Origin of the sequence: Aminobacter sp. J44 (genome assembly GCF_007829415.1) — a bacterium.
Classification (GTDB): domain Bacteria; phylum Pseudomonadota; class Alphaproteobacteria; order Rhizobiales; family Rhizobiaceae; genus Aerobium.
The window spans coordinates 1-24,422 of the sequence record NZ_VLJG01000045.1 but is presented as its reverse complement, the minus strand read 5'-3'; the positions used below and the strand labels follow the sequence as shown (position 1 = coordinate 24,422).

23 protein-coding genes and 2 tRNA genes are annotated in these 24,422 nt (G+C 62.0%); 19 read left to right on the top strand and 6 right to left on the bottom strand.

Features of this window, described 5'->3' with window-relative positions; translation table 11 throughout:
- Positions 1–95: 95 nt before the first annotated feature.
- Both L610_RS14920 and ilvA read right to left on the bottom strand, forming a co-directional pair.
- Complete coding sequence (locus L610_RS14920; protein ID WP_144706025.1) at positions 96–1,547, bottom strand: DEAD/DEAH box helicase; 1,452 nt, start codon at positions 1,545–1,547, stop codon at positions 96–98.
- A 310-nt stretch (positions 1,548–1,857) separates the two neighbouring features.
- The gene (gene ilvA / locus L610_RS14915; protein ID WP_144706023.1) at positions 1,858–3,114 is read right to left on the bottom strand and encodes a threonine ammonia-lyase IlvA; all 1,257 of its coding nucleotides are present in this window, start codon (positions 3,112–3,114) and stop codon (positions 1,858–1,860) included.
- 134 nt (positions 3,115–3,248) lie between these two features.
- On the opposite strand from ilvA, the gene L610_RS14910 reads away from it, so the two are divergent.
- Positions 3,249–4,421: an alpha/beta hydrolase gene (locus L610_RS14910; protein WP_144706021.1), complete on the top strand. Its 1,173-nt coding sequence runs from the start codon at positions 3,249–3,251 to the stop codon at positions 4,419–4,421.
- Between the two features lie 8 nt (positions 4,422–4,429).
- Here the strand turns inward: L610_RS14910 and L610_RS14905 are convergent.
- Positions 4,430–4,514 (bottom strand) — tRNA-Leu (locus L610_RS14905).
- Between the two features lie 453 nt (positions 4,515–4,967).
- Between L610_RS14905 and L610_RS14900 the strand changes: the two genes are divergently transcribed.
- On the top strand, positions 4,968–5,336 hold the full coding sequence (locus L610_RS14900) for a hypothetical protein (protein ID WP_144706019.1): 369 nt from the start codon (positions 4,968–4,970) through the stop codon (positions 5,334–5,336).
- A 320-nt stretch (positions 5,337–5,656) separates the two neighbouring features.
- Here L610_RS14900 and L610_RS14895 read toward each other — a convergent pair whose 3' ends face one another.
- Entirely contained in the window at positions 5,657–6,034 is a 378-nt protein-coding gene (locus L610_RS14895; protein ID WP_144706017.1) for a hypothetical protein, read from the bottom strand.
- A gap of 837 nt (positions 6,035–6,871) precedes the next feature.
- Here L610_RS14895 and L610_RS14890 point away from each other — a divergent pair.
- The 4 genes from L610_RS14890 (at position 6,872) to L610_RS14875 (ending at position 9,563) form a co-directional block, all read left to right on the top strand.
- The gene (locus L610_RS14890) at positions 6,872–7,054 is read left to right on the top strand and encodes a hypothetical protein (protein ID WP_144706015.1); all 183 of its coding nucleotides are present in this window, start codon (positions 6,872–6,874) and stop codon (positions 7,052–7,054) included.
- Between the two features lie 161 nt (positions 7,055–7,215).
- Positions 7,216–7,842 carry a hypothetical protein gene (locus L610_RS14885; protein ID WP_246659030.1) on the top strand — a complete coding sequence of 209 codons (627 nt, stop codon included), beginning with the start codon at positions 7,216–7,218 and terminating at the stop codon, positions 7,840–7,842.
- 85 nt (positions 7,843–7,927) lie between these two features.
- Complete coding sequence (locus L610_RS14880) at positions 7,928–8,254, top strand: hypothetical protein (protein ID WP_144706013.1); 327 nt, start codon at positions 7,928–7,930, stop codon at positions 8,252–8,254.
- 574 nt (positions 8,255–8,828) lie between these two features.
- The gene (locus L610_RS14875) at positions 8,829–9,563 is read left to right on the top strand and encodes an outer membrane protein (protein ID WP_144706011.1); all 735 of its coding nucleotides are present in this window, start codon (positions 8,829–8,831) and stop codon (positions 9,561–9,563) included.
- 222 nt (positions 9,564–9,785) lie between these two features.
- Here the strand turns inward: L610_RS14875 and L610_RS14870 are convergent, their stop codons facing one another.
- Both L610_RS14870 and L610_RS20745 read right to left on the bottom strand, forming a co-directional pair.
- Positions 9,786–11,669, bottom strand: a complete 1,884-nt coding sequence (locus L610_RS14870; protein WP_144706009.1) for a hypothetical protein — start codon at positions 11,667–11,669, stop codon at positions 9,786–9,788.
- Positions 11,666–11,794: a hypothetical protein gene (locus tag L610_RS20745; RefSeq protein WP_256366556.1), complete on the bottom strand. Its 129-nt coding sequence runs from the start codon at positions 11,792–11,794 to the stop codon at positions 11,666–11,668. The genes L610_RS14870 and L610_RS20745 overlap by 4 nt, the downstream gene beginning before the upstream one ends.
- An 11-nt stretch (positions 11,795–11,805) precedes the next feature.
- On the opposite strand from L610_RS20745, the gene L610_RS14865 reads away from it, so the two are divergent.
- The 13 genes from L610_RS14865 to L610_RS14810 all read left to right on the top strand — a co-directional run.
- A complete protein-coding gene (locus L610_RS14865; protein ID WP_144706007.1) occupies positions 11,806–12,096 on the top strand; it encodes a tyrosine-type recombinase/integrase in 291 nt (96 codons plus the stop codon).
- Positions 12,097–12,176: 80 nt separating this feature from the next.
- Positions 12,177–12,266, top strand: a tRNA-Ser gene (locus L610_RS14860).
- An 86-nt stretch (positions 12,267–12,352) separates the two neighbouring features.
- On the top strand, positions 12,353–13,351 hold the full coding sequence (locus L610_RS20565) for an FAD/NAD(P)-binding protein (RefSeq protein ID WP_246659028.1): 999 nt from the start codon (positions 12,353–12,355) through the stop codon (positions 13,349–13,351).
- Positions 13,352–13,420: 69 nt separating this feature from the next.
- Positions 13,421–13,960, top strand: a complete 540-nt coding sequence (locus tag L610_RS20560) for a hypothetical protein (protein ID WP_246659027.1) — start codon at positions 13,421–13,423, stop codon at positions 13,958–13,960.
- Positions 13,961–14,035: 75 nt separating this feature from the next.
- Positions 14,036–14,467: a hypothetical protein gene (locus L610_RS20895; RefSeq protein ID WP_371713062.1), complete on the top strand. Its 432-nt coding sequence runs from the start codon at positions 14,036–14,038 to the stop codon at positions 14,465–14,467.
- Positions 14,468–14,600: 133 nt separating this feature from the next.
- Complete coding sequence (locus tag L610_RS14845; protein ID WP_024847538.1) at positions 14,601–14,849, top strand: hypothetical protein; 249 nt, start codon at positions 14,601–14,603, stop codon at positions 14,847–14,849.
- A gap of 83 nt (positions 14,850–14,932) precedes the next feature.
- Positions 14,933–15,418 carry a hypothetical protein gene (locus L610_RS14840; protein WP_144706005.1) on the top strand — a complete coding sequence of 162 codons (486 nt, stop codon included), beginning with the start codon at positions 14,933–14,935 and terminating at the stop codon, positions 15,416–15,418.
- A gap of 67 nt (positions 15,419–15,485) precedes the next feature.
- Entirely contained in the window at positions 15,486–16,229 is a 744-nt protein-coding gene (locus L610_RS14835) for a competence/damage-inducible protein A (RefSeq protein ID WP_144706003.1), read from the top strand.
- A 133-nt stretch (positions 16,230–16,362) separates the two neighbouring features.
- The gene (locus L610_RS14830) at positions 16,363–17,202 is read left to right on the top strand and encodes a universal stress protein (RefSeq protein WP_144706000.1); all 840 of its coding nucleotides are present in this window, start codon (positions 16,363–16,365) and stop codon (positions 17,200–17,202) included.
- Positions 17,203–17,356: 154 nt separating this feature from the next.
- Positions 17,357–17,854, top strand: a complete 498-nt coding sequence (gpt, locus tag L610_RS14825) for a xanthine phosphoribosyltransferase (protein WP_024847534.1) — start codon at positions 17,357–17,359, stop codon at positions 17,852–17,854.
- Between the two features lie 140 nt (positions 17,855–17,994).
- Positions 17,995–18,489 (top strand): NUDIX hydrolase, encoded by a 495-nt coding sequence (locus tag L610_RS14820; RefSeq protein ID WP_024847533.1) that lies wholly within the window; start codon positions 17,995–17,997, stop codon positions 18,487–18,489.
- A gap of 101 nt (positions 18,490–18,590) precedes the next feature.
- On the top strand, positions 18,591–20,156 hold the full coding sequence (locus tag L610_RS14815; RefSeq protein WP_024847532.1) for an inorganic phosphate transporter: 1,566 nt from the start codon (positions 18,591–18,593) through the stop codon (positions 20,154–20,156).
- A gap of 675 nt (positions 20,157–20,831) precedes the next feature.
- Positions 20,832–24,422, top strand: a 3,591-nt coding sequence (locus L610_RS14810; protein WP_144705998.1) for a vitamin B12-dependent ribonucleotide reductase, incomplete at its 3' end; no start/stop codon positions are given.

The window sequence follows — 24,422 nt, the reverse complement described above, 5'->3', positions numbered from 1 at the left end:
CCCCCTCCATGTCCTCCACAGTCAGGGGCAACGCGTAAAGCATGGGACTGGCCGGCGCAATTGGGCCAGCAATACTGGCCCAATGCTGAAGCGGATCAGGCTGCAGCCCGACGACCACCCTGGCCACGACGACGCGAGCGGAACGGCTTGCCCGCATTTGGCTTCGCCGCAACCGGACGCTCGCCTTCCTGAGGGGCGCCGCCATTCTTGTTCGGCTTGCCGCCAAAGCGCTTTGGCTTGTTGCCGGCCTTCGGGCCGTTCCGGTAGGGGCCGTTGCGGGTCCGCCTGTGCTGGACGTCGTCGTTGGCGGCCTCCGGATGCTTGACCTCCGTGCGCGGCTGACGCGGTGCCGGTGCCGGATCCGGCTGATCGAGATAGGATTCCGCGACATCGAGCTTCATGCGTATGATCTTTTCCACCTGACGCAGCTTCGAGTTCTCGGTCGGATCGCACAGCGTGATGGCGATGCCATCGGCGCCATTGCGGCCAGTGCGGCCGATGCGGTGGACGTAGCTCTCCGCCTCGTCGGGCAGGTCGAAGTTGACGACGTGGGTGATGCCCGGCACGTCGATGCCACGCGCGGCGATGTCGGTCGCAACCAGAATGCGCACCGAACCATCGCGAAACGAGTTCAGCGCCTTCTGGCGGGCGTTCTGCGACTTGTTGCCGTGGATGACCGCAGCCTCGAAGCCGTCGCGATCGAGGTCACGCGCCACGCGGTCGGCGCCGTGTTTTGTGCGGGTAAAAACGATCACCGACTTCATCGCCTCGTCGGCGAGCATCTTCGACAGGATCACACGCTTCTGCTTGGTGCGCGCGAGGATGACGCTCTGCTTGATCTCGCCGGCGGTGGTGCCCTGCGGCGCGACCTCGACGCGAACCGGATCGTTCAGCAGCTCGCGGGCGAGCTTCTCGATTTCGGCCGGCATGGTCGCGGAAAACAGGGCCGTCTGGCGATCCTTGTGGATCGCGCGGGCGATGCGGCGCACGTCGTTGATGAAGCCCATGTCGAGCATCCGGTCGGCCTCATCGAGGACCAGCCAGCGCGTCTCGGCGAGGCTGATTTCCTTCTCGCGGACGAGGTCCGTGAGGCGGCCCGGCGTCGCGATCAGCACGTCGACGCCCGGAAGCATCTTCTTGACCTGGGTGTGGCGCGACACGCCGCCGAGGACGAGCGCGGTAGAAATGTGCAGGCCCTTGGAGAGGATACGGATCGTCTCCTCGATCTGGACGGCGAGCTCGCGGGTCGGTGCGAGAACCAGAGCACGCGCGGTGCGCGGCGAGCGCTTGGTGCCGAGGCCGACGATCTTCGCGAGAATCGGCAGGCTGAACGCCGCCGTCTTGCCGGAGCCCGTCTGGGCAATGCCAAGGATGTCGCGGCCCTCAAGCTGCGCCGGGATGGCCTGGACCTGGATCGGCTTGGGATCAGTAAAGCCGGCAGCGTGCGTTGCCTTCAGCAGCGCGCCTTCAATGCCGAGCGCGCCAAAGCCTTCGGTCGCCTGAGCAACAGCGGTAGTCATTTCGTTTTTCAAATTCATCTCTTTCATGCAGCCGGCCACGTGGGCTCGCGCTGCAAACAACACCGGCGCGGCGCAACCTGCCACGGCCGTAACTTTTTTTGGACGACAAGGCGGCGAACACGTTCCGGTTCGCTCGGCTGCGCTGTCGTGCCCGCAGCGTCATTGCCGCGGGGCTCGCCCGTTGCGAGTCATCGCTGACCCAGCTTCGGACAGATGCGCAACCAGTCCCTCAGGAAAGCCGGATCAACCGGCCCATGCGCCTCGTGAGGCCGGATATGGGGGAGTTTGCGAAGAATAGCAAACCCTTTCTTGTGCAGCGCAGCAGATACAACCGTCGCTAGATGATGAATTCCGCCATCATCGGGTCGTCGGTGATGTCGCGATATGTCCAGCCGGCTTCATCAAAACGCTTCAACAGCACCTTGAATTGCTTGGGATCTTTGGTCTCGATGCCGATCAGGACTGAGCCGAAATTGCGCGCCGACTTCTTCAGATACTCGAAGCGCGTGATGTCGTCTTCGGGCCCGAGAAGATTGAGGAAGTCGCGCAATGCGCCGGGCCGCTGCGGGAAGCGGAACATGAAATATTTCTTCAGCCCCTCGAACCGCAGCGCCCGCTCCTTCACATCCGGCAGGCGCTCAAAGTCGAAATTGCCACCCGTGACGACGGCGACGACGACCTTGCCCTGCAGCTCCTTGCGCGGGATGTCCTTCATCGCGTCGATCGACAGTGCGCCCGCGGGCTCGAGCACAATGCCCTCGACGTTGAGTATCTCGATCATCGTTGCGCAGAGCCGGTTCTCCGGCACCAGCTTGACGTCGTCGGGACTGAAGGCCTTCAGGTGTTTGAAGTTCTCGCTGCCGATCTCGGCCACGGCCGCGCCGTCGACGAAGTTGTCGACCGTCTGCAGTTTTACGCGACGCCCGACCTCCAGGCTACGATGCAGGCTCCCCGCGCCCGCCGGCTCGGCAAAGACGAAGCGCGGCTGCACACCCTTCGCTTCCAGATATCGGGTAATGCCTGCAGACAGGCCACCGCCGCCGACCGGCAGGATGACGATATCGGGCTTCACGCCTTCCGGCAGTTGCTCCAGAATCTCCTGCGCGGCGGTCGCCTGGCCCTCGATAATGTCCTTGTCGTCGAAGGGCGGCACCATGACGCCGCTGGCTTCCTCTGCAAACGCGCGCGCGGCGGCATAGCAGTCGTCGAAGAAGTCGCCGACCAGCCGGATTTCCACCTGACCGCCGCCGAACATCTTCGTCTTGTCGATCTTCTGCTGCGGTGTGGTCACCGGCATGAAGACGACACCCTTCTTCTGCAGGTGGCGACAGACATAGGCAAAGCCTTGAGCATGGTTGCCGGCCGAGGCGCAGACGAAGAGGTCTGCGCCCTCGCCTTCGCTGACTCGCTTGCGGAAGAAGTTGAAGGCGCCGCGGATCTTGTAGGAGCGCACCGGCGACAGGTCCTCACGCTTGAGGAAGACGCGGGCGCCGGTCTTGCGCGAGAGGTAGACGTTCTCCTGCAGCGGCGTCTCCGGGAAAAGCTCGCGCATCGCCGCGCCAGCGCGCGCCACGCTCGATTCAAAGCCGGTCATGACTTCCTCTTGTTGATCCTGCGCCTCTGGCCTTGCCGAGACGGGTTGTCTAATAGCCGCAGCTCAGTATTGATGAACCTCGAATATCGCCTTGCGGTAGAACTGTCACCAGCTTGCGTACCGGATCCGTCTGCATGTTTCTCGAGTTCGGCCTGAAGTCGCGTATCGTCCTTGTCATGGTTCTGTCGCTGGGGCTGGCCGGTTGCGCCGCGCAGTCGCACAGCCTTTACGATGCGATCCCGGCGGAGGAAAAGGCGATCGCCGCCGAACACTCGATCCTGATCGCGACCTCGCGCGGAAAGGCGGCGAACCCGGCCGACGTGTTCGACGGCTCGCGCGCCGACGACCTTTCCTACGCCCGCGTCAACGTCACGATCCCAGCGGTCCACCAGGCTGGCAAAGTCGAACAGCCGGGATCGGGCCAAAAGCGCGACGCGGCCAAGCACTTCGCGCCAAGCGAAGTTGCGGTTTATCGCGACGGCGACGCGTTCAAGGCAGAACTGAAGAAACGGCTGAAGCAGACGCAGGGGCGCGCGCTGATCTTCATCCACGGCTACCGCACGCTGTTCGACGACTCCGTCTACCGCGCCGCCCAGATCATCCACGACTCCGGTTACAAGGGCACACCCGTCCTGTTCTCCTGGGCCTCGACCGGCCGCACCGTGGACTACATCTACGACAACAATTCCGCGACCATGGCGCGCGACGGGTTGGAGCGGACGCTGCGCACGCTGAGGGACGCGGGCGCAACGCGCATCGACGTTGTCGCGCACTCGATGGGCAACTGGCTGACGATGGAAGCCCTGCGCCAGTTTGCCATTTCCGGCGAAAAGCAGTCGGCGCTCGGCCTCGGCGACGTGGTGCTCGCCTCGCCCGACATCGACGTCGACGTGTTCAAGAGCCAGCTGCGCCGCATCGGCAAGCCGGAGCGGCCGTTCATCGTCATGGTCTCGCGCGACGACCGCGCGCTGCTGGTCTCATCGATCATCGCCGGCAGCAGGCCCCGCGTCGGCGACTACGGCGACGACAAGGCGCTGGCTGAACTCGGCATAATCACGGTCGATGTCTCGTCGCTCTCAAGCGGCGATTCGTTCAACCATGCGCGCTTTGCAGACAACCCGCTCCTGATCCAGCTGCTCGGCGAACGGCTCAACGCCGGGGACGACTTCGGCGGCAGCGGCGACCAGATCTCCCGGAGCATCGGCCGCCTGACACGGGGCGTGGGCCGCACGCTTGGCTCGGCGGCAGAGATCGTCATCACGACCCCCTTTGAAGTGATCAATATTGCAGTGGGCGGGGAGCGCTGATCAGCGGCTGGTGCGGACGACGGGGGTCGAACCCGTAAGCCAAAAGGCGGCGGATTTTAAGTCCGCTGCGTCTACCAGTTTCGCCACGTCCGCAACGTCGCCGTTTCTCATGCGTTTGCGCGCCGACGTCAACGGTTATTGCGGCTCATCTGCAGGATGCGCGTCAGCCGTTGTGGGAAATTGCGGGGTTTCCTTCGGGCTCTGCCCGATCTCATCGCTACGCCCCTCTCAGAACAGGTTGACGCGGCGAATGCATGCGCTGTAATGCCGGAGCACACGGGCATTCGCCGACTGCAACGTCGCGTGCGAAGCCAGTGCTGGAAGGGTGGCCGAGCGGTTTAAGGCACCGGTCTTGAAATTCGCTTATAGACGTCCGTCATCATCCCCTCCCATCCGCTCAAATCCTTTGATAGTAAGCCTTTCCGCGATCTACAGTCCGCCTTCATCCTGAGCTAAACCGGCTCGTGCTACCGAGTTCGGTAGCAAAATGGTAGCAGGACGTTCACTCCTCGTTCCTCGATGCCCGGCAACTCCGTGCAACATGCAATGCAACATGATCCGTCCCTTGCCGATCTCCACGCCGAACTGGCGATGATCGATGAGAACTTGTGCCGTGCGGAACTCTCGCCCGCCGATAGGGCCAAGCAGACCGCGCGGCGCAAGGCGATCTATCTGCAACTGCATCCGGAGACGGCGCACGGTGCCGCTGGCGCTGAGGCGCGATGGAATGCAATGGACAACTTGTCCACTGCATCGTTTGCAGCCGAGACGGCAAGGGTAACCGGCCAAAACGAGCGCACCGTTCAACTCCACGCCGAACGCGGCGAGAAGGTGATTGACGAGGTGCTGATTGACGTTGCCGGGAGCTTGATGAGATGTGGAACGCTATTGCTGAGGCGATTGCGCACAAGCTGATCGACCTTGGCGGACGCTAACCCCTAGCATTTGGCAATCTCGACACAGGGCGCTTCCCCGGCGCGACGCTTCCCTGCGGCGGAAAGGATGCTGTAGAGCGCCGTCCGTCTGTGACTTGAGGCCACACTTCACAGACCTCTGCATCCCTTCAACGCCCCCTTGAACGTGCAAGGCCGGCACACCTACCAAACGAGCACTTCCTTGGCTGTTAACTCTCAGGTACTCACGCGACCGTCAGTGATCGATGCCAAAGATCACCTGACCGCCCTGCCTCCGCCCAGCCACCTGGAGGCAGGGCACCATAGTCAGCGAGTTGATCATCAGCTCTTCCACTCAACCCACGAACGCCGCCGCTGCATAAACCGGGCCTCCGGATAGCGGCGCATAAGCTCTTCCAGCGCAGCACGCGCAACGAGAGCGTTCCGCGCCCAGCCCACGATCTCCTCGTCCTCGCCCGCAGCCGTTAAGCGATAGATTGTGCTTCCGCTCGCGTAGAGATCGACATCCAGCTTGTGCTTGGGTTTCGCAGGAGCCGTAGCATCGCGAAGCGTGTTGACCAGCAGCGCCACTGTCTCCGGCGACAGCGTGACTTGCCGCCCTGCGATGGCCCGCCTCGCCAGCGCTTCCAGCAGTTCATCAATGTCTTTCCATACCCGGCGCATGAGAATGGAATAGGAACAAATTCCCAAATCCGTCAATCTCGGATTAGCTGGCCCCGCCTACCAAACGGGCACTTCCTAACCTGTTAACCTTTCGGTAACTCTCGCGACCGTCAGTGAACGATACCCAAAATCCTCTGACTGCCCTGCACCTCCCCCTCGACCCCTTGGTGCAGGGCATGCTTTTCTTAAGCGACCTGTGAAATTTACCCAGCGTCAACCTGGTTAGGTAAACTCTGATATGGTCGGTGAACAGTATGCCCAGCTAAAGTCCCCACCGGCAGCCCTGCGCCCTCAGGCAACGTAGGCGCAGGGCACTATTCCTTCCCCCCAGCAAAGATCCTCTTCCATCTAATGAAGAAGATGCTAACGATTATTCGCTGCGGGCCTGAAGGGAGTCGCTTGGGGATGCCGATCCTGAAGTGGGGGCTTAAGGCTCGGTTGGGCGGGAAGGCCCTCTGGGCTCGCGGCAGCTGTTCCTACGTCGGTACCGTTGGCCTTCTCCGCTTCACTGCACAAGAGCGGAGAAAAACATGAGCGATTGTATTCCACCTAAGGACCACGTCGGAGGAAACTTCGATTGGGATGAGAAGCCCGCCTGCTGCGATCTGTTTGTGGCAGCCGTCGATGATACAGGTTCGTTTTCGTTTCTGACGTCACTGTGGGCGACCAGAATTCATTCTACATGCTGCCACTCGCGGACGATGGCGAAGTCATAGACGAAGGTGGCTTCCCAATTCACTTCTGCCCCTGGTGCGGGACCAGGCTGCAAGGGAAGAAGAAGTAGCCGCGTCTTACCTTCCGTAACTCACCCGGGTGATTGCGCTTCCTCACGCACGAGGCAGAATACCCGATGAATTTGTCCAGGAAGCCACCATGTATGTCACTGTCTCACTATCCGACACGGAACTGATTGCCTTGAGCCGCTTAGCAAACATGCTGGGTCGGGATTTGGATTTTGCCGCGTATGTCGCTGTTCGCGAGTTCCTGATCGGCGCGGAACTATTGGGCACGATGCTCGCGATCGATGAGGAGACAGAGACGATGGGAATAGCTTAGCGGCGCAGGCTATCTCTCTGGTTGGTCGCACCGCTCATTTGCGGCCATCAAGCGGATCATACCTCACTCTGTTTCTCTGCAGTGTGCGGTCTACCGTTTGGGAGTAGACAGATCAGTCATGGACGGGCTTGAATTGCCACCGGGACTTGGGGAGGCAATTCGTGAAACATCACGCCGTTGTACTTGGGTTTGCATTATTCCTTGCTGGATGTGCATACAACGCGCAGCCAATGGCTGTAGGAGCGTATAACGTCTATTCTTCCTATGGCGATAAATTGCCTGGAAAATATCTACTCTATGTGGATGGCGGCGCACTGGTACGGTCAGTGAAGCCGTCCGACTTCAATTGTGCTGCCCACACCTATCCACTCGACCTCAGATCCGGCTTTGCAGGGTCTGTGCGAAAAACATTCGAGACGCTTGTGGAGCAATTGGAACTCGTTAACGCTCCAGTTGATCGCGCTGAGCTGGCGGGTCGCGGAGCGAGAGGCATGATCATCGTGCGCGGAGAGGAACTCAATGCTCGCTTGCGGGTCGTCCCTGGCTTCTGGGTAGCGGGTATGGAGACGGACGTCGAACTGGTAGCCTCCATCACGGTTGATGGGCGCCACGGTCGTCTATTGGGCTCGACGGTTGCAGGCGATGGGAACGCACAGGGAGACGCGGGGGGCTTCTGCGAGGGTGGTGCAGCGGCGTTGGTGCAAGCGGCGGAGGGAGCTCTGAAGGAGTCGGTGGGACGGCTTGGGGAAGCTCTCACGAATTCTGAACGAGTTCGCTCTGGGACGTAGCGCGCGCCCAAGTGCTATCGCGCGAGCTTCAACCGCAACGATTAGTTGTTCAAGGTCAGTCGCCATTAGAGCCTCGGAGGACCACTTGGGCAGGAACAGCAACAATCGACCAGGATTTGGTCGCGCTACTCTTGGCATCGTCGCGGTTGTCACGGTGATTTATTCGCTCAGCTATGGCGGCGCGCAGCCAAAGCCGCCTCAGCCACAACAGCAAAAAGGGCATCAACCGTCACGCCCGAAGCCAGAAACGTTCCGTCTTGTTCACGCCATTGGGAACACCGAGCGGGTGAATGCAAGCGAGCTCTCTCAAACCGAGTGCGATGCCCGCAAGAACCAAGCAAAAATTGTCGCCGCGTATCTTGGCGTGGGCGGTTCGATCACCTGCCTGCCGGAAAGCATGTTTCGCGACTAGAAGAGGGGCGGGTCGGCAATAGCTAATTCGGACGCCGCTCAGTTCGAAAGAGATGTCGAGGAAATTGCGAACCGGTGCCGGAAGTAGCGGGAACTTGTCTTTCTCAACTCCTTCGCCTTCTTGGTCTTCCTCCTCCGATGCGAAAGCTGGGGCTCTCTTATGCCGGTTCCCTGTGCGATGCTTCGTGACCGTCCTGTGGTCGTCTTTCAAAGAAGTTGTCGGGGGGGGGCAAGCGAAGCTGCCGCGCCCGCTTAAGCTGCTCTTCCGACAGGATGACTTTCGGCACCAGCACAGACCCTTCGTCGTTGCCTGCAAATATACGACGTATCCAAGTTTCGCAGCATAATACATTTACCGCGAAATATCTGTAATGTTGCACGTTAATACTAAGCGTTATTTTTGAAGAAAAATGCACGCTATTTTTTTACATGCGATAGAAGCTGGCGTTCGCGTGCACGTGTATAATTGACCTTGCATTCATATTAACAACTGACAGTGTTGCAAATTTGCTACTAACTCTGTCCAGGTCTTGTGGTTAAGTCTCGGCGCCTTTTTAATCGTGTGGGGGTAGAACATGAAACTTAATTTCTTCGGCGCAACAGCTTTCGCGCTCGTTCTCGCATCGTCTGCATATGCGGCTGATGTCAGCTATGCACCGGTCGCCAGTTCACATGACTGGTCCGGGTTCTACGTAGGTGTGAACGCCGGCATCGGCGGGGGAACTGCGGATCATCCGATTAGCCTCGTTGATCCGGCTGGTCCCACGACTATCGCGGAAGGGTCAATTGATATTTCAGGAAACGGCTTTGTGGGCGGCGTTCAGGTCGGCTACAACATGCAAAGCGGTAGCCTGATCTGGGGCATCGAGGGTGATATCCAGCTCGCAAACATTGACCACCGGGTCAGCGCCTCCTTCACGGATGGCACCAATACTTTAAATGCGAGTGCTGGTACCGAGCTCGATTGGTTTGCCACGATCCGCGCGCGCCTCGGCACTTCGGTCACCGATCGTATGATGGCTTATGTGACGGGTGGTGTAGCTTATGGCAAGACCAGCAGCTCCATTGACGCTTCGTTGAACGGCACGCCTCTCTTTGAAGCTTCGACCAGCTCGAACGGCTGGGGCTGGACTGTCGGTGCTGGTGCCGAATATGCATTTACCGATCAGTTGAGCCTCAAGACGGAATATCTGTACACCGATCTCGGTAAGGAGACGCTTGTGGCCGGGGATATCGGAGGATTGGATGCGRGCCYCTCCCGCGACTACAGCTTCCACACCGTCCGCGTCGGTCTGAACTTCAAGTTCTAAACCGCTCTGCTTTAGTGTCGACCGGGCGTCGAGCCCGGTCGCCTGCGCTGTTCATCGTCGTCTTCCTAGTTGCTGTGTTGACCGGTGATCGCCAAGGACCGTAGGTTGGCACACGGTTGCTAGACGACTAGAGCACCGGCGCCCACTGCCGCTACAGCCAGTAACGCAAGGTATTGGCAGCAAGTCATGGACGCGCCCGAGTGGACGATCTTCATTTGGCCCCTAACCCAACTTCACATTGCCCTTCTGCGCCCTGCGGACGGTCTCGACCACGGTCGCGGGCAGCTCGGCCTTCAGCTTGTTGAGGCTGCCTTCAAGGCGCTGGATTGCTGCGGGATCTGCGCCGCTTGCATCAATTTGCGGGCTGAAGTTCACGACGACTTGCCCGGACTGGCCAACCGCTGCTCCCCTCGGCAGCACAACCTCGCCGCGCTGAAGGATGGCCGGAACCTCGCCCGGCTGCAGGCCAGCTACGCCGCCCTTGTGGTAACGCTTGGCACCGACGAAGACCGAAGGCGACACCGAGCGCCCATGCCCGTAGCCGTCGCGGCCAGCAACACCGCCGCTATGCAGGATGCCGGGGATGATCTTGCCGCCTAAGAGACCACCAGAACCGCCGCTTTTGGGGTCGAAGAGATTGTCGAGCGCCATGTTCAGCAGACGGTCGCCAACGCGCTTGAGAGCATCGGCAAGGGCATCAGCTGCAGACTTGCCATTCATCAGATCGTTGATCATGCCGCCAAGCACATCGCGGCCAATGTCGCGCAGCTCCGCAGCCGCTTCGCTGGCCTTGCGCGTAGCTTCCTCTTCAGCGTGAAGGGCAGTGATCAGTGAAACGATCTGTGCCTGCTGTTCTGCCGTTGCTGCCGCCCCAGCCTGCCGCAGTGCGTTGGCGATGTCACGCTCAAGATTGGTGGCACCGACAAGGGACAGCTCGTGCTGTAGATCACCGATCAGACGACGAACAGCCTCAGCCTCGCGCTCGGCAGCCAGTGCAGCTTTGTCGCGCCCGCCGCCAGTGGCGGGCGGGGTGTATGGTGTAGGAGCCCAGCCAGTGCTTGTGGGAGCGGGAACCTTCGCGGCCTCTTCGCGTGCTTTCAGCACCTTGAGGATGGCCGTCTCTTCAGCAGCGATGGCTTCGAGGCGGCGCTGATGATCCTGCATCGCCTCGCCAATGGTAGACTCTCCGATTGACGTGCCATAGATGCCGTCACCGGCACCGAGGCGGGAACGCTCGCGTCCCCGCAGCTCCGCGATCTGCCTTTCGACCTCCAGCCGTTCCCGACCGAGCGCGGCAAGGTTCTCGTCAAGCTTGATCGTCCGCTGGGCCTCAAAGCCGTTGAAGGTGTTGATGAAGTCCTGCAGTGCCGTATAGGCCGTAACGATGGCACCGCTCAGATTTTGACCAACCGTGTGGACAATCTCGTTGAACTTCTGATCAACCTCAGCAGCGCGATTGATCACCTCATCATCGAGGACGTTACCAAGGTTGTGCGCCTCCTTGATCGTGGCGCGAATTTCATCCGTGGACTGGCCGAGGAGCGCGACAAGCCGCTCCGCACCTGTGCCGCCGAAGAGCTCGTCAAAGATGCGCGTTGCCGCTGCCGTATCCTTTAGCTGGCGCGTGCGTTCGATGATAAGCAGCATCAGCTCGGCGGGATCTTTGAGGCGCTCCTTGACTTCGGCAGGGGTGAGGCCGAGGCGCGCGAAGGCTTCCGCTGCCGAGCCCTTCGCCGTCTGCGCAAACTCATCGCCGCGAATGTTCAGCTCTTTGAAGGCGTCAGCGAGCGCGTCCATCGGAATGCGAGCCTTGACCGCGACGGCCTGCCATTCCTGAAATACGCGTGTCGTGACGCCCGCACGAGCCGCCTCGTTGCGGATCTCCGCAACGCTGCCAGCCACCTGCCTGAGCGCAGCCACAGCGCCACCGACACCGCCGACACCGGCAAGAAGCCCCTTAGCGAAGTTGACGGTAGCAGATGCGAACACCGACTTCAGCTCAGTGCCAAACCGTCTGGCGGACTTCTTCGCATCGCTAAGGCCCTTGTTGAACTGAGCGGCACTGAGCCCAAGATCAACGTGGACCGCTCCAACTGACGTGCTCATGCCGCCTCCATAAGCTTCTTGAGATAAGCACCAAGCCGCTCGCCAACGTGGGCTGCCGTTGCGGCCACGCCGATCTTCTCGATCAGGTTTCCGGCGTGCTCTTCATCGATCAGGTTATCGACCATGCCGAGCTTGAATGCGTGAGGCTGGCGGTAGCCCTTTGCAGCCGCGCTCGCTAACGCATGAGTGGGTGAGGCTCCTGAGCAAGACTACCCTGCCCCGCATCCGCTTTCACGACCTCAGGCACACCCATGCGAGCCAGATGCTGTCTGCGGGAGTGCACCCCAAGATCGCCAGCGAACGCCTCGGTCATTCCAGCATTGGGATCACGCTGGATCTCTACAGCCACGTGATGCCGGGAATGCAGGCAGACGCTGCAGAACAGGTTGACGCCGCGATCCGAGGCGCGCTAAAGCCGATCGCGTAAAAGCATTCGGTAGCAATATGGTAGCAAAGGCCCCACAAGAGCCGGAGGCGAAACCAAAAAAGGCTAACGAAATCAATGCTGGAAGGGTGGCCGAGCGGTTTAAGGCACCGGTCTTGAAAACCGGCGAGGGTGTGAGCTCTCCGTGGGTTCGAATCCCACCCCTTCTGCCATTTCCTCCCCTTCTCCAGCTTCTTCAGGAACCGGATCATCTTCCTCAACGTTCCTGCCGCGCATTTTCGGTTGATTGAGGGACCGTATGACACTGCGCGTTGCGATCGTGGGCTCCGGCCCCACGGGTCTTTACACTTTCCAGAAGCTCATCGAGACCGCCGAGCCGCTTTCGATCTTCATCTTCGAAAAGGGCGACCGGGCCGGCATCGGCATGCCCTATACCTCGGAGACGGCCGATCGGCGCATGCTGGCAAACATTGCCAGCATTGAAATCCCGCCGCTCAACCAGTCCTACCATGACTGGCTGACGAGCCAGCCAAAGGCCATCCTGCGCAGCTATGGTGTCGATCCGGACACCTTCGACGTGCGGACGTTCACGCCGCGCATGCTGCTCGGCGAATATTACCGCGCGCAGTTCGTGTCGCTGGTCGGCAAGGCGGAGGCGCGGGGGCATTTCGTCTCGATCCACGAAGGAACTGAGATCTCGGACGTCGTTCCAGAAGCCGGACACGTGCGGCTGGAAACAACGGTCGGTCCTATGTGCGAAAAATTCGACCGTGTGATCCTCGCCACCGGGCACATGTTCCCGATCGATGACGACCCAACCGACCACTATTATCCGAGCCCATGGTCCGGCCTCATCGATGCGGACATTCCGGCGGCGGAGGTCGGGGTCATGGGCACGTCGCTGAGTGCGATCGACGCAGCGATGGCGGTCGCGTGCCAGCACGGGCAGTTCCTGCAGGATCGCGACGGCGAGCTTTCCTTCCGACCAAAGGACTCGGGAACGAAGCTCCGGATCACGCTGCTTTCCCGCTCCGGCGTTCTGCCCGAGGCCGATTTCTACTGCCCGATCCCCTACGAACCGCTTGCGGTGTGCACGCCCGACGCGCTAGCCACTGAACGAGAACTCGGGGCCAGGGGGCTGCTCGATCGTGCCTACGCCCTGTTCATCGAGGAACTGGAGCACGACGATCCCGACTGGTCGAAATCGATCGGTCTGGATGAGCTCGACGCTGACAGCTTCGCCGACGCTTATTTCGCGGCGCGCCTCCAAAGCGACCCGTTCCGCTGGGCGCGATAGAACCTGATCGAGGTCGAGCGGAATCGAGAGGCAAAGGTCACGGTAGCCTGGCGCTACGCTATCCTGCGCATGCACGAGGAGTTCGAGGATCTCTACCCGGAACTCGACGAGGAGGACCGCCAGCGGTTCGACCGCGGGCTGAAGCGGGTGTTCGTCGACAACTACGCGGCAGTGCCGCCGGAATCGATCCGCCGTCTGCTGGCGCTACGCGACGCAGGGCTGCTGAAGGTCGCGGGGATCGGCAGCGACTACGAGATGGACGTGCGGGAGGACCAGACGGTTATCCGAGCCGAAGACAGGACATACCGGTTCACGGTGTTCATCGACGCGCGCGGCCAGCAGCGTCTTGGCTCCAAAGACATCCCCTTCCCCACGCTGCGGGAAATCTTGCTGGGTGCCGCCAGCGAGGTGCCGGAAGTGGGAGACGATTACGGCCTGCTCGATCCGCCCGAGCTCGAGGGGCTGGTTAGCCTGGGCGCGCTGCCTTTCCTGATGCACGACCGGCCGTTCGTGCAGGGCATCACTGCCTGTGCCGAGATCGGCGCTGCCATGGGCCATGCCGTGCGCAAGCAATCAAGCCGCAAGCGGCGCCGGCTCGAAGCGGCGTGAGAACGTGAAGCCCCGAGGCGGAACCATCCGCCTCGCCTCCTGTTGAGCTTAACAAAACCAAGACAGGAGGCAACGATGTCCCCCAATTCCCCAAGAGACGGCCAACCCGGCACCACCGACCAGTCCCCGCGCTGGGAGGGGCCGGAAGAGACCCGTCCGGCAGGATACCTGCCGGCAATCGATGATCCCGACCATGAGCCGGATGCTGCCGGCGAGACCAACGCAAATCCGGACCGCAACTCGCTTTCCGATGCCGTTGCAATGCGCAACCGCGAGCAGGCGGCAAAGGCTCCGGAGGACACGCAGTATGCCGGCCACGAGGACTTTTCCCAGGATGCCGCCGGCAACAAGCCGCCGGAGGGCTTTGGCAACAGTGAACCTGCCGACGATGTCGACGCGAAGACGCGGCATTCCGATGGCGTGAATGCCGAGCCCGCCTCGCAGCAGCCGCTGCCGGGCGGCGGCCGCGAGAAAGGGCATCACGACAAGGACGCGTGGCGCCGCTGAGGCAGAACATCTCCTGTGACCTTTGCGTCGCACGTTCCCAAAAGTCGTGCGCGACGGGTGGAATGCGCCGCGGATGCCCGGTATTGTACCGGCGATTTCGTATCCGTRRMRCAAGCCAATTCAGGAGACCCATATGACAGACGATTTCGAGAAATCCGCCATTTTCATCATCGTCGTTTTCGGTGCGCTCACGCTCGGCGGCTTGATGGCGGCAAATCTCGTCTATGGGCACAGGACTGGCGTCCTGTTCGCGCTTGGCAGTTCCACCTGCGCATGGGTGGCGGGCTACGCGATGATCTACAACAAGCCGAGCGCCTTCCGGTGGCTGCTGGCTGGCGCATGCGTCCTTGGACTCGTCTCGACCTACTACCTGATCAGGTAGCTCTCATTCCTGCGCCGGTGCGATTTCGTTAAGCATCGGCGCTGTCTTATGCGTGAAGTCCGATTCTGCTTCGGGGACCACGCATGAACCGCACCTTCTCCGCCTTTGCCCTCGTTCTGGTGCTGACCGGCTTGCTTGCCGCCCTCAGCATCGCTGTCGAAGTCAAGGGCTATCCTTTCGGCAAGTTCGGGGTCGCTCGCCTCGACAATGTTGCAAGTGCCGCGACCTTCATTCCGCTTGCCGCCGTCTATGCCCTCTGCGGCGCGCTGATGATGCTGCTGCCGCTGCGCGCGGCTGGCTTTGTGATGGCGAATGGCGCCGTGCCGGTCTTCTCGACCACGCTTGTGCTGCTTGCGACCATCATAGGTGTTCAGCTGGCGCGCTTTGCCTTCGGCAACCGCGGCGCGCTTTCCGTACTCATCGACTGGCAGTTCATCTTCGCGGTGGTCATCATCGGCGCCCATCTCGCCATGAACGAGCTCAGGCGGAACGTGCTGCTGCGCACGCTGTTCTTCGTTGTCTTCCTCGCGGCGTGCCTGGCCTGCCTGTTCTGGACATTCCGGCTCTAGAACGAGGCCCATTGCTGCGGCCGGCGCGCGGGGATATTGCTCGACGCAGTTTCCCGAGAGGCACGCCATGTCCGAAATCATTACCGCCGCCATGATCGTCATCGGAGATGAGATTCTCTCCGGCCGGACCAAGGACAAGAATATCGGACACCTCGCTGACGTGATGACGGCGATCGGCATCGACCTCAAGGAAGTGCGGATAGTGTCCGACGACGAGGACGACATCGTCGCGGCGGTGAATGCGCTACGGGCGCGATACACCTATGTGTTCACCACCGGCGGCATCGGGCCGACGCATGACGACATCACTGCCGACTCGATCGCCAAGGCCTTTGGCGTCCCTTGCGAATACGACGAGAAGGCTTACAGGCTGCTCGAAGCCCACTATGCCCAGCGCGGGCTCGAATTCACCGAGGCACGCAAGCGTATGGCGCGCATGCCGGTGGGCGCCGAGCACATCGATAACCCGATCTCCATTGCGCCCGGCTTCCGGATCGGCAACGTTCATGTGATGGCGGGCGTGCCGTCGATCTTCCAGGCGATGCTGGACAATGTCGTGCCGACGCTGAAGACCGGCGCCAAGATGCTGTCGGCGATGATCCATTGCCCGTTCGGCGAAGGCGTCATCGGCGGACCGCTCGCCGAGATCCAGAAGGCGCATCCCGACACGATCATCGGGTCGTACCCAAAATTCCTGGACGGCAGCTTCTGGACGGAACTCGTGGTGCGCGCCCGCACGCAGGAGGCACTGGATGCCGCGGCCGGCGATGTGCAGGCGATGGTGAACGCGCTGAAGGCGAAGCAGCCCTGAGCTACCCTTCCTCCGGCTTGAATGCCCCAACGGCAGGTTTATGATCCGTCATTGACCTCGGTCAAAGCGAAACCTTCGGGGTGCGCAGAGTGTTGCAGTGGATGCGCGATCAGCGCAGGAGCCGGAGGCCAGTATGAGCTACAAGACCATTCTCGTCGTACTGCAGGACAAGTCGGATGCCGAGCGCGTGTTAGATTGCGCACTGCCCCTCGCCAGTCGCTTCTCCGCGCACGTCATTGCCGTGCATGCGGAGGCGATCCCCCTGCCCTACGTCTCGCCGATGGGCTTCCCGGACACCAATTTCATGACCCTCGACTCCGAGGCGAACCAGAAGCACAGCGACGAGCTGAAGAAGCTGTTCGAGAGCCGCGCAGAGCGGGAAGGGATCTCGCATGAGTGGCATGCGCTTGAAAGCGTTTCGGGTGACAGCGCCGTCGGCTCCCTGATCGTCGCGCGCGCCTGCGACCTCATCATCGTTCAGCAGGTCAATCCGGAAGCCGAGGCGGGCTCCTACGCGGATGTCGAGGCGTTGCTGTTCGAGAGCGGCCGCCCGGTGCTGTTCGTGCCTTATGCGATGCCGGCGAAGACCTCATTCCGGAAGGTGCTGATCGCCTGGAACGGCACCCAGCAGGCCGCACGCGCCGTGTTCGACGCCTTGCCCTTCATCCGCGAGGCTGAGGAGACGGAAATCCTAACCCTAGACGCGTCTGACAGCTGTCATGAAGACGGTGCGCTTGCCGGCGTCGACATTGCCGCCGCGCTTGCCCGTCATGGTGCGAAGATCACCTATTCGCCCTCAACCTCGGGCGAGATCGGGGTGGGTGCAGCGATCGAGAACCGCGTTGCCGAGAGTGGCGCCGAGTTGCTGGTGATGGGCGCCTACAGCCAGTCCTGGCTGAAGCAGCTGTTCTTCGGCGGCACCACGCGCACCATGATGCGCTCGATGCTGGTTCCGACGCTGATGGCCCGATAGCAGCCAGTTTTCGCAGTCTTGCCCGCAGAGTAATTCTGCCGGCGCTGCATGTAATGCCGCGGTTCGGCGAGCCCATCTTGCCAAGAGACCAGTATTCCGGCTAATTCCGGCTGCATTCCAGCCTACGCATATGCGCCAACCGGAGTGCAGTCTCATGTCCCTTCCCGAAAAGGCTTTCCCCGTCTCCTGGGATCAGTTTCATCGTGACGCCCGCGCTCTGGCGTGGCGCCTGTCCGGCCTGAACATGCAGTGGAAGGCGATCGTCTGCATCACGCGCGGCGGGCTCGTTCCGGCAGCAGTGATTGCACGCGAGCTCGGCATCCGCCTGATCGAGACAGTCTGCGTTGCCTCGTATCACGACTACACCGACCAGGGTGACCTGCGCGTGCTGAAGGAAATCAACGCCGAGCTTATGAAGGAAGAGGGCGCAGGCGTGCTGATCGTCGACGACCTCACCGACACCGGCAAGACGGCCGCAATCGTTCGCGCGATGATGCCGAAGGCGCACTTCGCCGCGGTTTATGCCAAGCCGAAAGGCCGCCCGATCATCGACACCTTCGTCACCGAAGTGTCGCAGGACACCTGGATCTACTTCCCGTGGGACATGGGGTTCACCTACCAGAAGCCGATTGCAGACAGCGCGGTTCGCTGACCGCCCAGATCTTGCGCGAGCTTGCTGACGCTGATGCAGGGCTTCGCGATCTTATTGAATTTCACACATTTTGCGCTTCCCTTCCGGGCACCGTGCCGGCAATATTCGTAAGTCGGCAAAATTGTTTGGTTGAGGAGATCATGGTGTTCACCCGTGGCAGGCGCAAATGGCTGAAGGAGCGTGTCAGGCGTCTCTTCGGCGGGCTGCCGCGCCGCGTGCAGGTCGCTGCCCTTCCCTGGCGGCTGACGGAAAAAGGTGACTTCGAGATCCTGCTCGTCACCAGCCGCGGCACCGGCCGCTGGGTGCTGCCCAAGGGCTGGCCGGAAAAGCGCGAGGAGCCCTACGAGGCCGCCGCGCGCGAGGCGGCAGAGGAAGCGGGCGTTTCCGGCGGCATCTCCCGGCGCCCGATCGGCACCTACCTCTACCAGAAGAAGCTGCCCTCCGGCATGGAATGGGGCTGCGAGGTTTCAGTCTTCCCACTCGAGGTCGACGAGGTTGCCGACAAGTGGCCGGAGCGGAAGAAGCGCAAGCGGCGCTGGTTTGCGCCGAGGGACGCGGCCCGGCTCGTCGACGAGCCGGACCTTAGCGAGCTCATTGAATATTTCGCCGCCAATCCACGGCAATCTGCAGCCTGAGCATCTGACACAAGAAAGTCGTCTTGCTATCGGAATGCCGCTTTCTTAAGCGAGGGGCCGCTGTCACAGTTGCTGGCGGCGGCTAACCGATAGGACGCTCGATGACTGTCAACGCCACGGAAGCGCGCAAAGAAACGCTCGACAAGGATCTGGACAAGCTCGTCCATGTCGAGGAAGCGGCGTCGTTTCTGTCACGCGGGCTGGTGGCACCTGGCCTCGGCCTGCTGTTCCTGGCGCTCGCCGCGATCGTCGCCTCCTTCTTCGCCATCGGTGAGCCGCGCGCGGTGCTCGTCATCATCGCGGCCGCAATCGGCGGCTACATGGCGCTCAACATCGGCGCCAACGACGTCGCCAACAATGTCGGCCCGGCCGTCGGCGCCAAGGCGCTGACCATGGGCGGCGCGTTGGCCATCGCTGCCGTGTTCGAGAGTGCCGGCGCGCTTATTGCGGGCGGCGACGTCGTCACCACGATTTCCAGTGGCATTGTCGCGCCCGCCAGCCTGCCGACCGGCGACGCGTTCATCCGCCTGATGCTGGCGGCCCTCCTTTCTTCCGCGCTCTGGGTCAATCTCGCCACCTGGATCGGCGCGCCCGTCTCCACCACCCATGCAGTGGTCGGCGGCGTGGTTGGTGCTGGCATTGTCGCGGCGGGCTTCTACTCCATCAACTGGGCGATGATCGGAAACATTGCCCTCAGCTGGGTCGTCTCCCCGCTCCTCGGCGGTATCATTGCCGCCCTATTCCTGTTCTTCATCAAGACGACGATCATCTATCAGGACGACAAGATCACGGCCGCGCGCCGCTGGGTGCCGGTCCTGATCGCGATCATGGCGGGCTCGTTTGCCGCCTATCTCGTGACTAAGGGCCTGAAGCGCGTCATCGATCTTTCGGCACTGCAGATCACGCTGGTTGGCGTCGCCTGCTTCGTCGTCGCCTGGTATTTTTCGCGCATCAGCGTGAACCGCCAGTCGCGGGGCATGGAGAACCGAAACCAGTCGCTGCGCAAGCTGTTCAACATGCCGCTGATCCTGTCGGCTGCCCTGCTTTCCTTCGCCCACGGCGCCAATGACGTCGCCAACGCCGTCGGCCCGCTGGCCGCGCTCGTCCACGCGACGCAGGATGGAACGACGAGCGGTGAAGTGGTTATTCCGCTGTGGGTGATGGTGATCGGCGCCCTCGGCATCTCGGTTGGCCTTGTCCTGTTCGGCCCGAAGCTGATCCGCATGGTCGGCCAGCAAATCACCAAGCTCAATCCGATCCGCGCCTTCTGCGTCGCGCTGTCGGCTGCAGTCACGGTTATCGTGGCGTCGTGGTTTGGCCTGCCGGTGAGCTCGACGCACATCGCAATCGGCGCCGTGTTCGGGGTCGGCTTCTTCCGGGAGTGGTACACCGCTCATTCCGGCCGCCGCCGCGCCTATCTCGAGCGCAAGGTGGCACGTGCCCGCGCCGAGCGTGCAGCGGCGAATGGCGAAAACGGCAATGACGCCACCGAGGATGCCTACGATCTCGAGGAGAAGGGACCGCCGATGTCGCGCGAGGAAATTGCCCGCCGCAAGCTGGTCCGCCGAGCGCATGTGACGACCATCGCAACCGCCTGGGTGACCACCGTTCCGGCTGCGGCCGCACTCGCCGCGCTGGTGTTCGTCTCCCTTAATATGCTGCCGTAAAGGCAGATAGCTCCGGAAATCGGTGCGAAAAGTACCTTTTCCACCGGGAATTCAGAGCCATCGGGGCCGGCCCAGCGGCCCCCCTAAGTGGCAACGCCAGATCCCCTCTTCTCCCCGTTATCCACACGCCGCTGCACAACATATTGGGGCGCACAACGTGCTCCAAACGACTGCTTGACGAGGGTGTTCGAGTCGCCTTTTATGGTCGGCGCGTCCCGTTCGCGGACGTGGCCGGCGCGTACTTTCACTGGCCGTATTTTTCCGATCTGTCTGTGTCTTGCAGATGCTGGCAACGTCGTGGGGACTCAATCTCCGGGCGCGCTTTCGTGCGTCCATGCCCTGCGGCCGGGGGTACACGAAGTGGTGTGTAAATTGGCTGTTAACCGTACATTTAGCATTTGCGCCCCAAGATAACACTAGATAATGTGTTCGATGGGTCACCGGCTGCGGTGAGCTAGTAGCGGAAACGAGTAAGATTCAGGACCCGCCGCAGGCGGAAAAATCGTTGGGAGCCGGCATGTTTGGGCTTCCCGATCTTTTTCGAACCGCTGCGGCAGGAGAGAGCCGCCGCCACAAGGCGACGGCAGACGGCGGACCGGTGTCAGGAGAGTCGCTCAGCGCAGATGCGCGAGCGATCTCCGGGCACTACATTTAGGGACCATAGGGACTAAAAAGATGCGCATCGAACGTCGCTTCACCAAGGCAGGCCAGTCGGCATACGCGGATATCGAGTTCCGCAAGGCGACCAGCGAAATCAAGAATCCCGACGGTTCCATCGTGTTCCGCCTGGCCGATATCGACGTTCCCGCGCAGTTCAGCCAGGTCGCGGCTGACATTCTCGCGCAGAAGTATTTCCGCAAGGCCGGCGTCCCGGCACGGCTGAAGAAGGTCGAGGAGAACGACGTCCCTTCGTTCCTCTGGCGTTCGGTGGCCGATGAGGAGGCGCTCGCCGAGCTTCCCGAGGACAAGCGTTATGGCTCGGAGACCGATGCGCGGCAGGTCTTCGACCGTCTCGCTGGCACCTGGACCTACTGGGGCTGGAAGGGCCGCTACTTCGACTCCGAAGAAGACGCCCTCGCCTTCCGTGACGAGCTCGCGTACATGCTCGCGACCCAGCGTGTCGCACCGAACTCGCCGCAGTGGTTCAACACCGGCCTGCACTGGGCCTACGGCATCGACGGCCCCGGCCAGGGCCACTATTACGTCGACCCGTTCACCGGAAAACTGACCAAGTCGACCTCGGCCTACGAGCATCCGCAGCCGCACGCCTGCTTCATACAGTCGGTTGCCGACGACCTCGTCAACGAGGGCGGCATCATGGACCTGTGGGTGCGCGAGGCACGCCTGTTCAAGTACGGCTCGGGCACCGGCTCCAACTTCTCGCAGCTGCGCGGCGAAGGCGAGCGCCTGTCGGGCGGCGGCAAGTCGTCGGGCCTGATGAGCTTCCTCAAGATCGGTGACCGCGCCGCCGGCGCGATCAAGTCGGGCGGCACCACCCGCCGCGCCGCCAAGATGGTCGTGGTCGACATCGACCACCCGGACATCGAGGCCTACATCGACTGGAAGGTGACCGAGGAGCAGAAGGTTGCTGCGCTCGTCACCGGCTCGAAGATCGTCAAGCAGCTCCTGACGGCCATCATGAAGGCCTGCGTCAACTGCGAAGGCGACAACGACGACTGCTACGACCCGGCCAAGAACCCGGTCCTGAAGCGCGAAATCCGCGCCGCCAAGAAGAACGCGGTGCCGGAAAACTACATCAAGCGCGTCATCCAGTTCGCCAAGCAGGGCTACACCTCGATCGAGTTCAAGACCTACGACACCGACTGGGATTCCGAGGCGTACCTGACCGTCTCCGGCCAGAACTCGAACAACTCCGTGTCGGTCAAGGACGACTTCCTGCGCGCAGTCGAGCAGGACGGCGACTGGAACCTGACCGCCCGCAAGGACGGCAAGGTGCTGAAGACGCTCAAGGCACGCGACCTGTGGGAGAAGATCGGCTACGCCGCTTGGGCGTCGGCTGATCCGGGCCTGCACTTCAACACGACGATGAACGACTGGCACACCTGCCCGGCTGCCGGCCCGATCCGCGCGTCGAACCCGTGCTCGGAATACATGTTCCTCGACGACACGGCGTGCAACCTCGCCTCGATCAACCTGCTGACCTATCGCAACAGCGACGGCTCGATCGACGTCGACGCCTATGAGCACACCGTGCGCCTGTGGACCATCGTCCTCGAGATCTCGGTGATGATGGCACAGTTCCCGTCGTGGAAGATCGCCAAGCTGTCTTACGAATACCGCACGCTCGGCCTCGGCTTCGCCAATATCGGCGGCCTGCTGATGACCTCCGGCATTCCGTATGACTCCGACGAGGGCCGCGCGCTCTGCGCCGTGCTGACCGCGATCATGACCGGCGTCGCTTATGCGACCTCGGCCGAGATGGCCGCCGAACTCGGCGCCTTCCCCGAGTACACCGCGAATGCGCCGCACATGCTGCGCGTGATCCGCAACCACCGCCGCGCCGCCTATGGCGAAACGGAAGGCTACGAGAACCTGGCGGTCACCCCGGTGCCGCTCGAGGAAGAGCATGTCTGGCAGAAGGAACTCGTCCAGCGCGCCCGCGCTGCCTGGGATCGCGCGCTCGACCTCGGCGCCGAGTACGGCTACCGCAACGCGCAGGCTACCGTCATTGCGCCGACCGGCACGATCGGCCTGGTCATGGACTGCGACACCACCGGCATCGAGCCTGACTTCGCGCTGGTGAAGTTCAAGAAGCTGGCTGGCGGCGGCTACTTCAAGATCATCAACCGCGCCGTTCCGGAAGCCCTGCGTACGCTCGGCTATACCGAGAGCCAGATCGCCGAGATCGAGGCCTACGCGGTTGGCCACGGCAACATCAACCAGGCGCCCGGCATCAACCCGTCGACGCTGAAGGCCAAGGGCTTCACCGGCGAGAAGATCGAGGCGATCAACGCCGCGCTCGGTTCCGCCTTCGACATCAAGTTCGTCTTCAACCAGTGGACGCTCGGCGCTGACTGGCTGAAGCAGACCTTCGGCTTCACCGACGAGCAGCTCAACGACTTCTCGTTCGAGATCCTGCCGGCGCTCGGCTTCTCGAAGAAGGACATCGAGGCCGCCAACATCCACGTCTGCGGCGCCATGACGCTCGAGGGCGCCCCACACCTGAAGGAAGAACACCTGCCGGTGTTCGACTGCGCGAACCCGTGCGGCAAGATCGGCAAGCGCTACCTCTCCGTCGAGAGCCACATCCGCATGATGGCGGCGGCACAGCCGTTCATCTCGGGCGCGATCTCCAAGACGATCAACATGCCGAACGAGGCAACCGTCGAGGACTGCAAGAACGCCTACATGCTGTCGTGGAAGCTCGGTCTCAAGGCGAACGCGCTCTACCGTGACGGCTCCAAGCTGTCGCAGCCGCTCAACGCCTCGCTGATCTCCGACGACGAGGAGGAAGCGGAAGAGGCGGTCGAGCAGATCGCAGCCGCGCCGGCCGCCGCCAAGGCGATCCAGGTCACCGAAAAGATCGTCGAGAAGATCGTCGAGCGCGAGGTGCGGTCGCTGCGCGAGAAGCTGCCGAACCGCCGCAAGGGCTACACCCAGAAAGCCGTCATCGGCGGTCACAAGGTGTACCTGCGTACGGGTGAGTTCGACGATGGACGCCTCGGCGAGATCTTCATCGACATGCACAAGGAAGGCGCTGCTTTCCGTGCGATGATGAACAACTTCGCCATCGCGATCTCGCTTGGCCTGCAGTACGGCGTGCCGCTCGAGGAGTATGTGGAGGCCTTCACCTTCACCAAGTTCGAGCCGGCCGGTATGGTCATCGGCAACGACGCGATCAAGAACGCGACGTCGATCCTCGACTACGTGTTCCGCGAGCTGGCGGTGTCCTATCTCGGCCGCCACGACCTCGCCCATGTCGACCTGTCGGACTTCTCCAACACGGCACTCGGCAAGGGGATCAACGAGGGCAAGGCAAGCCCGTACTCGCGCGGTCTCGTCCGTGGCGCCTCGCCGCTGAAGATCGTCTCTGGCGCCACAACCACCCCGGCCACCAACGCTCCTGCGGGCAACACGGCAGGCCGCACCGCCCCCGCCGGCTCGGCCCAGGCCTCCAACGTGCGCTCGATCAGCTCGGGTGCGACTGTGACGGCCCTGAAGCCGCTGACGTCGGAGCAGCCGGACAGCGCCACGGCCTTCAAGCGTGACTATGAGGAGCGTGCAAAGGATGTTGCCGAGGCAGCA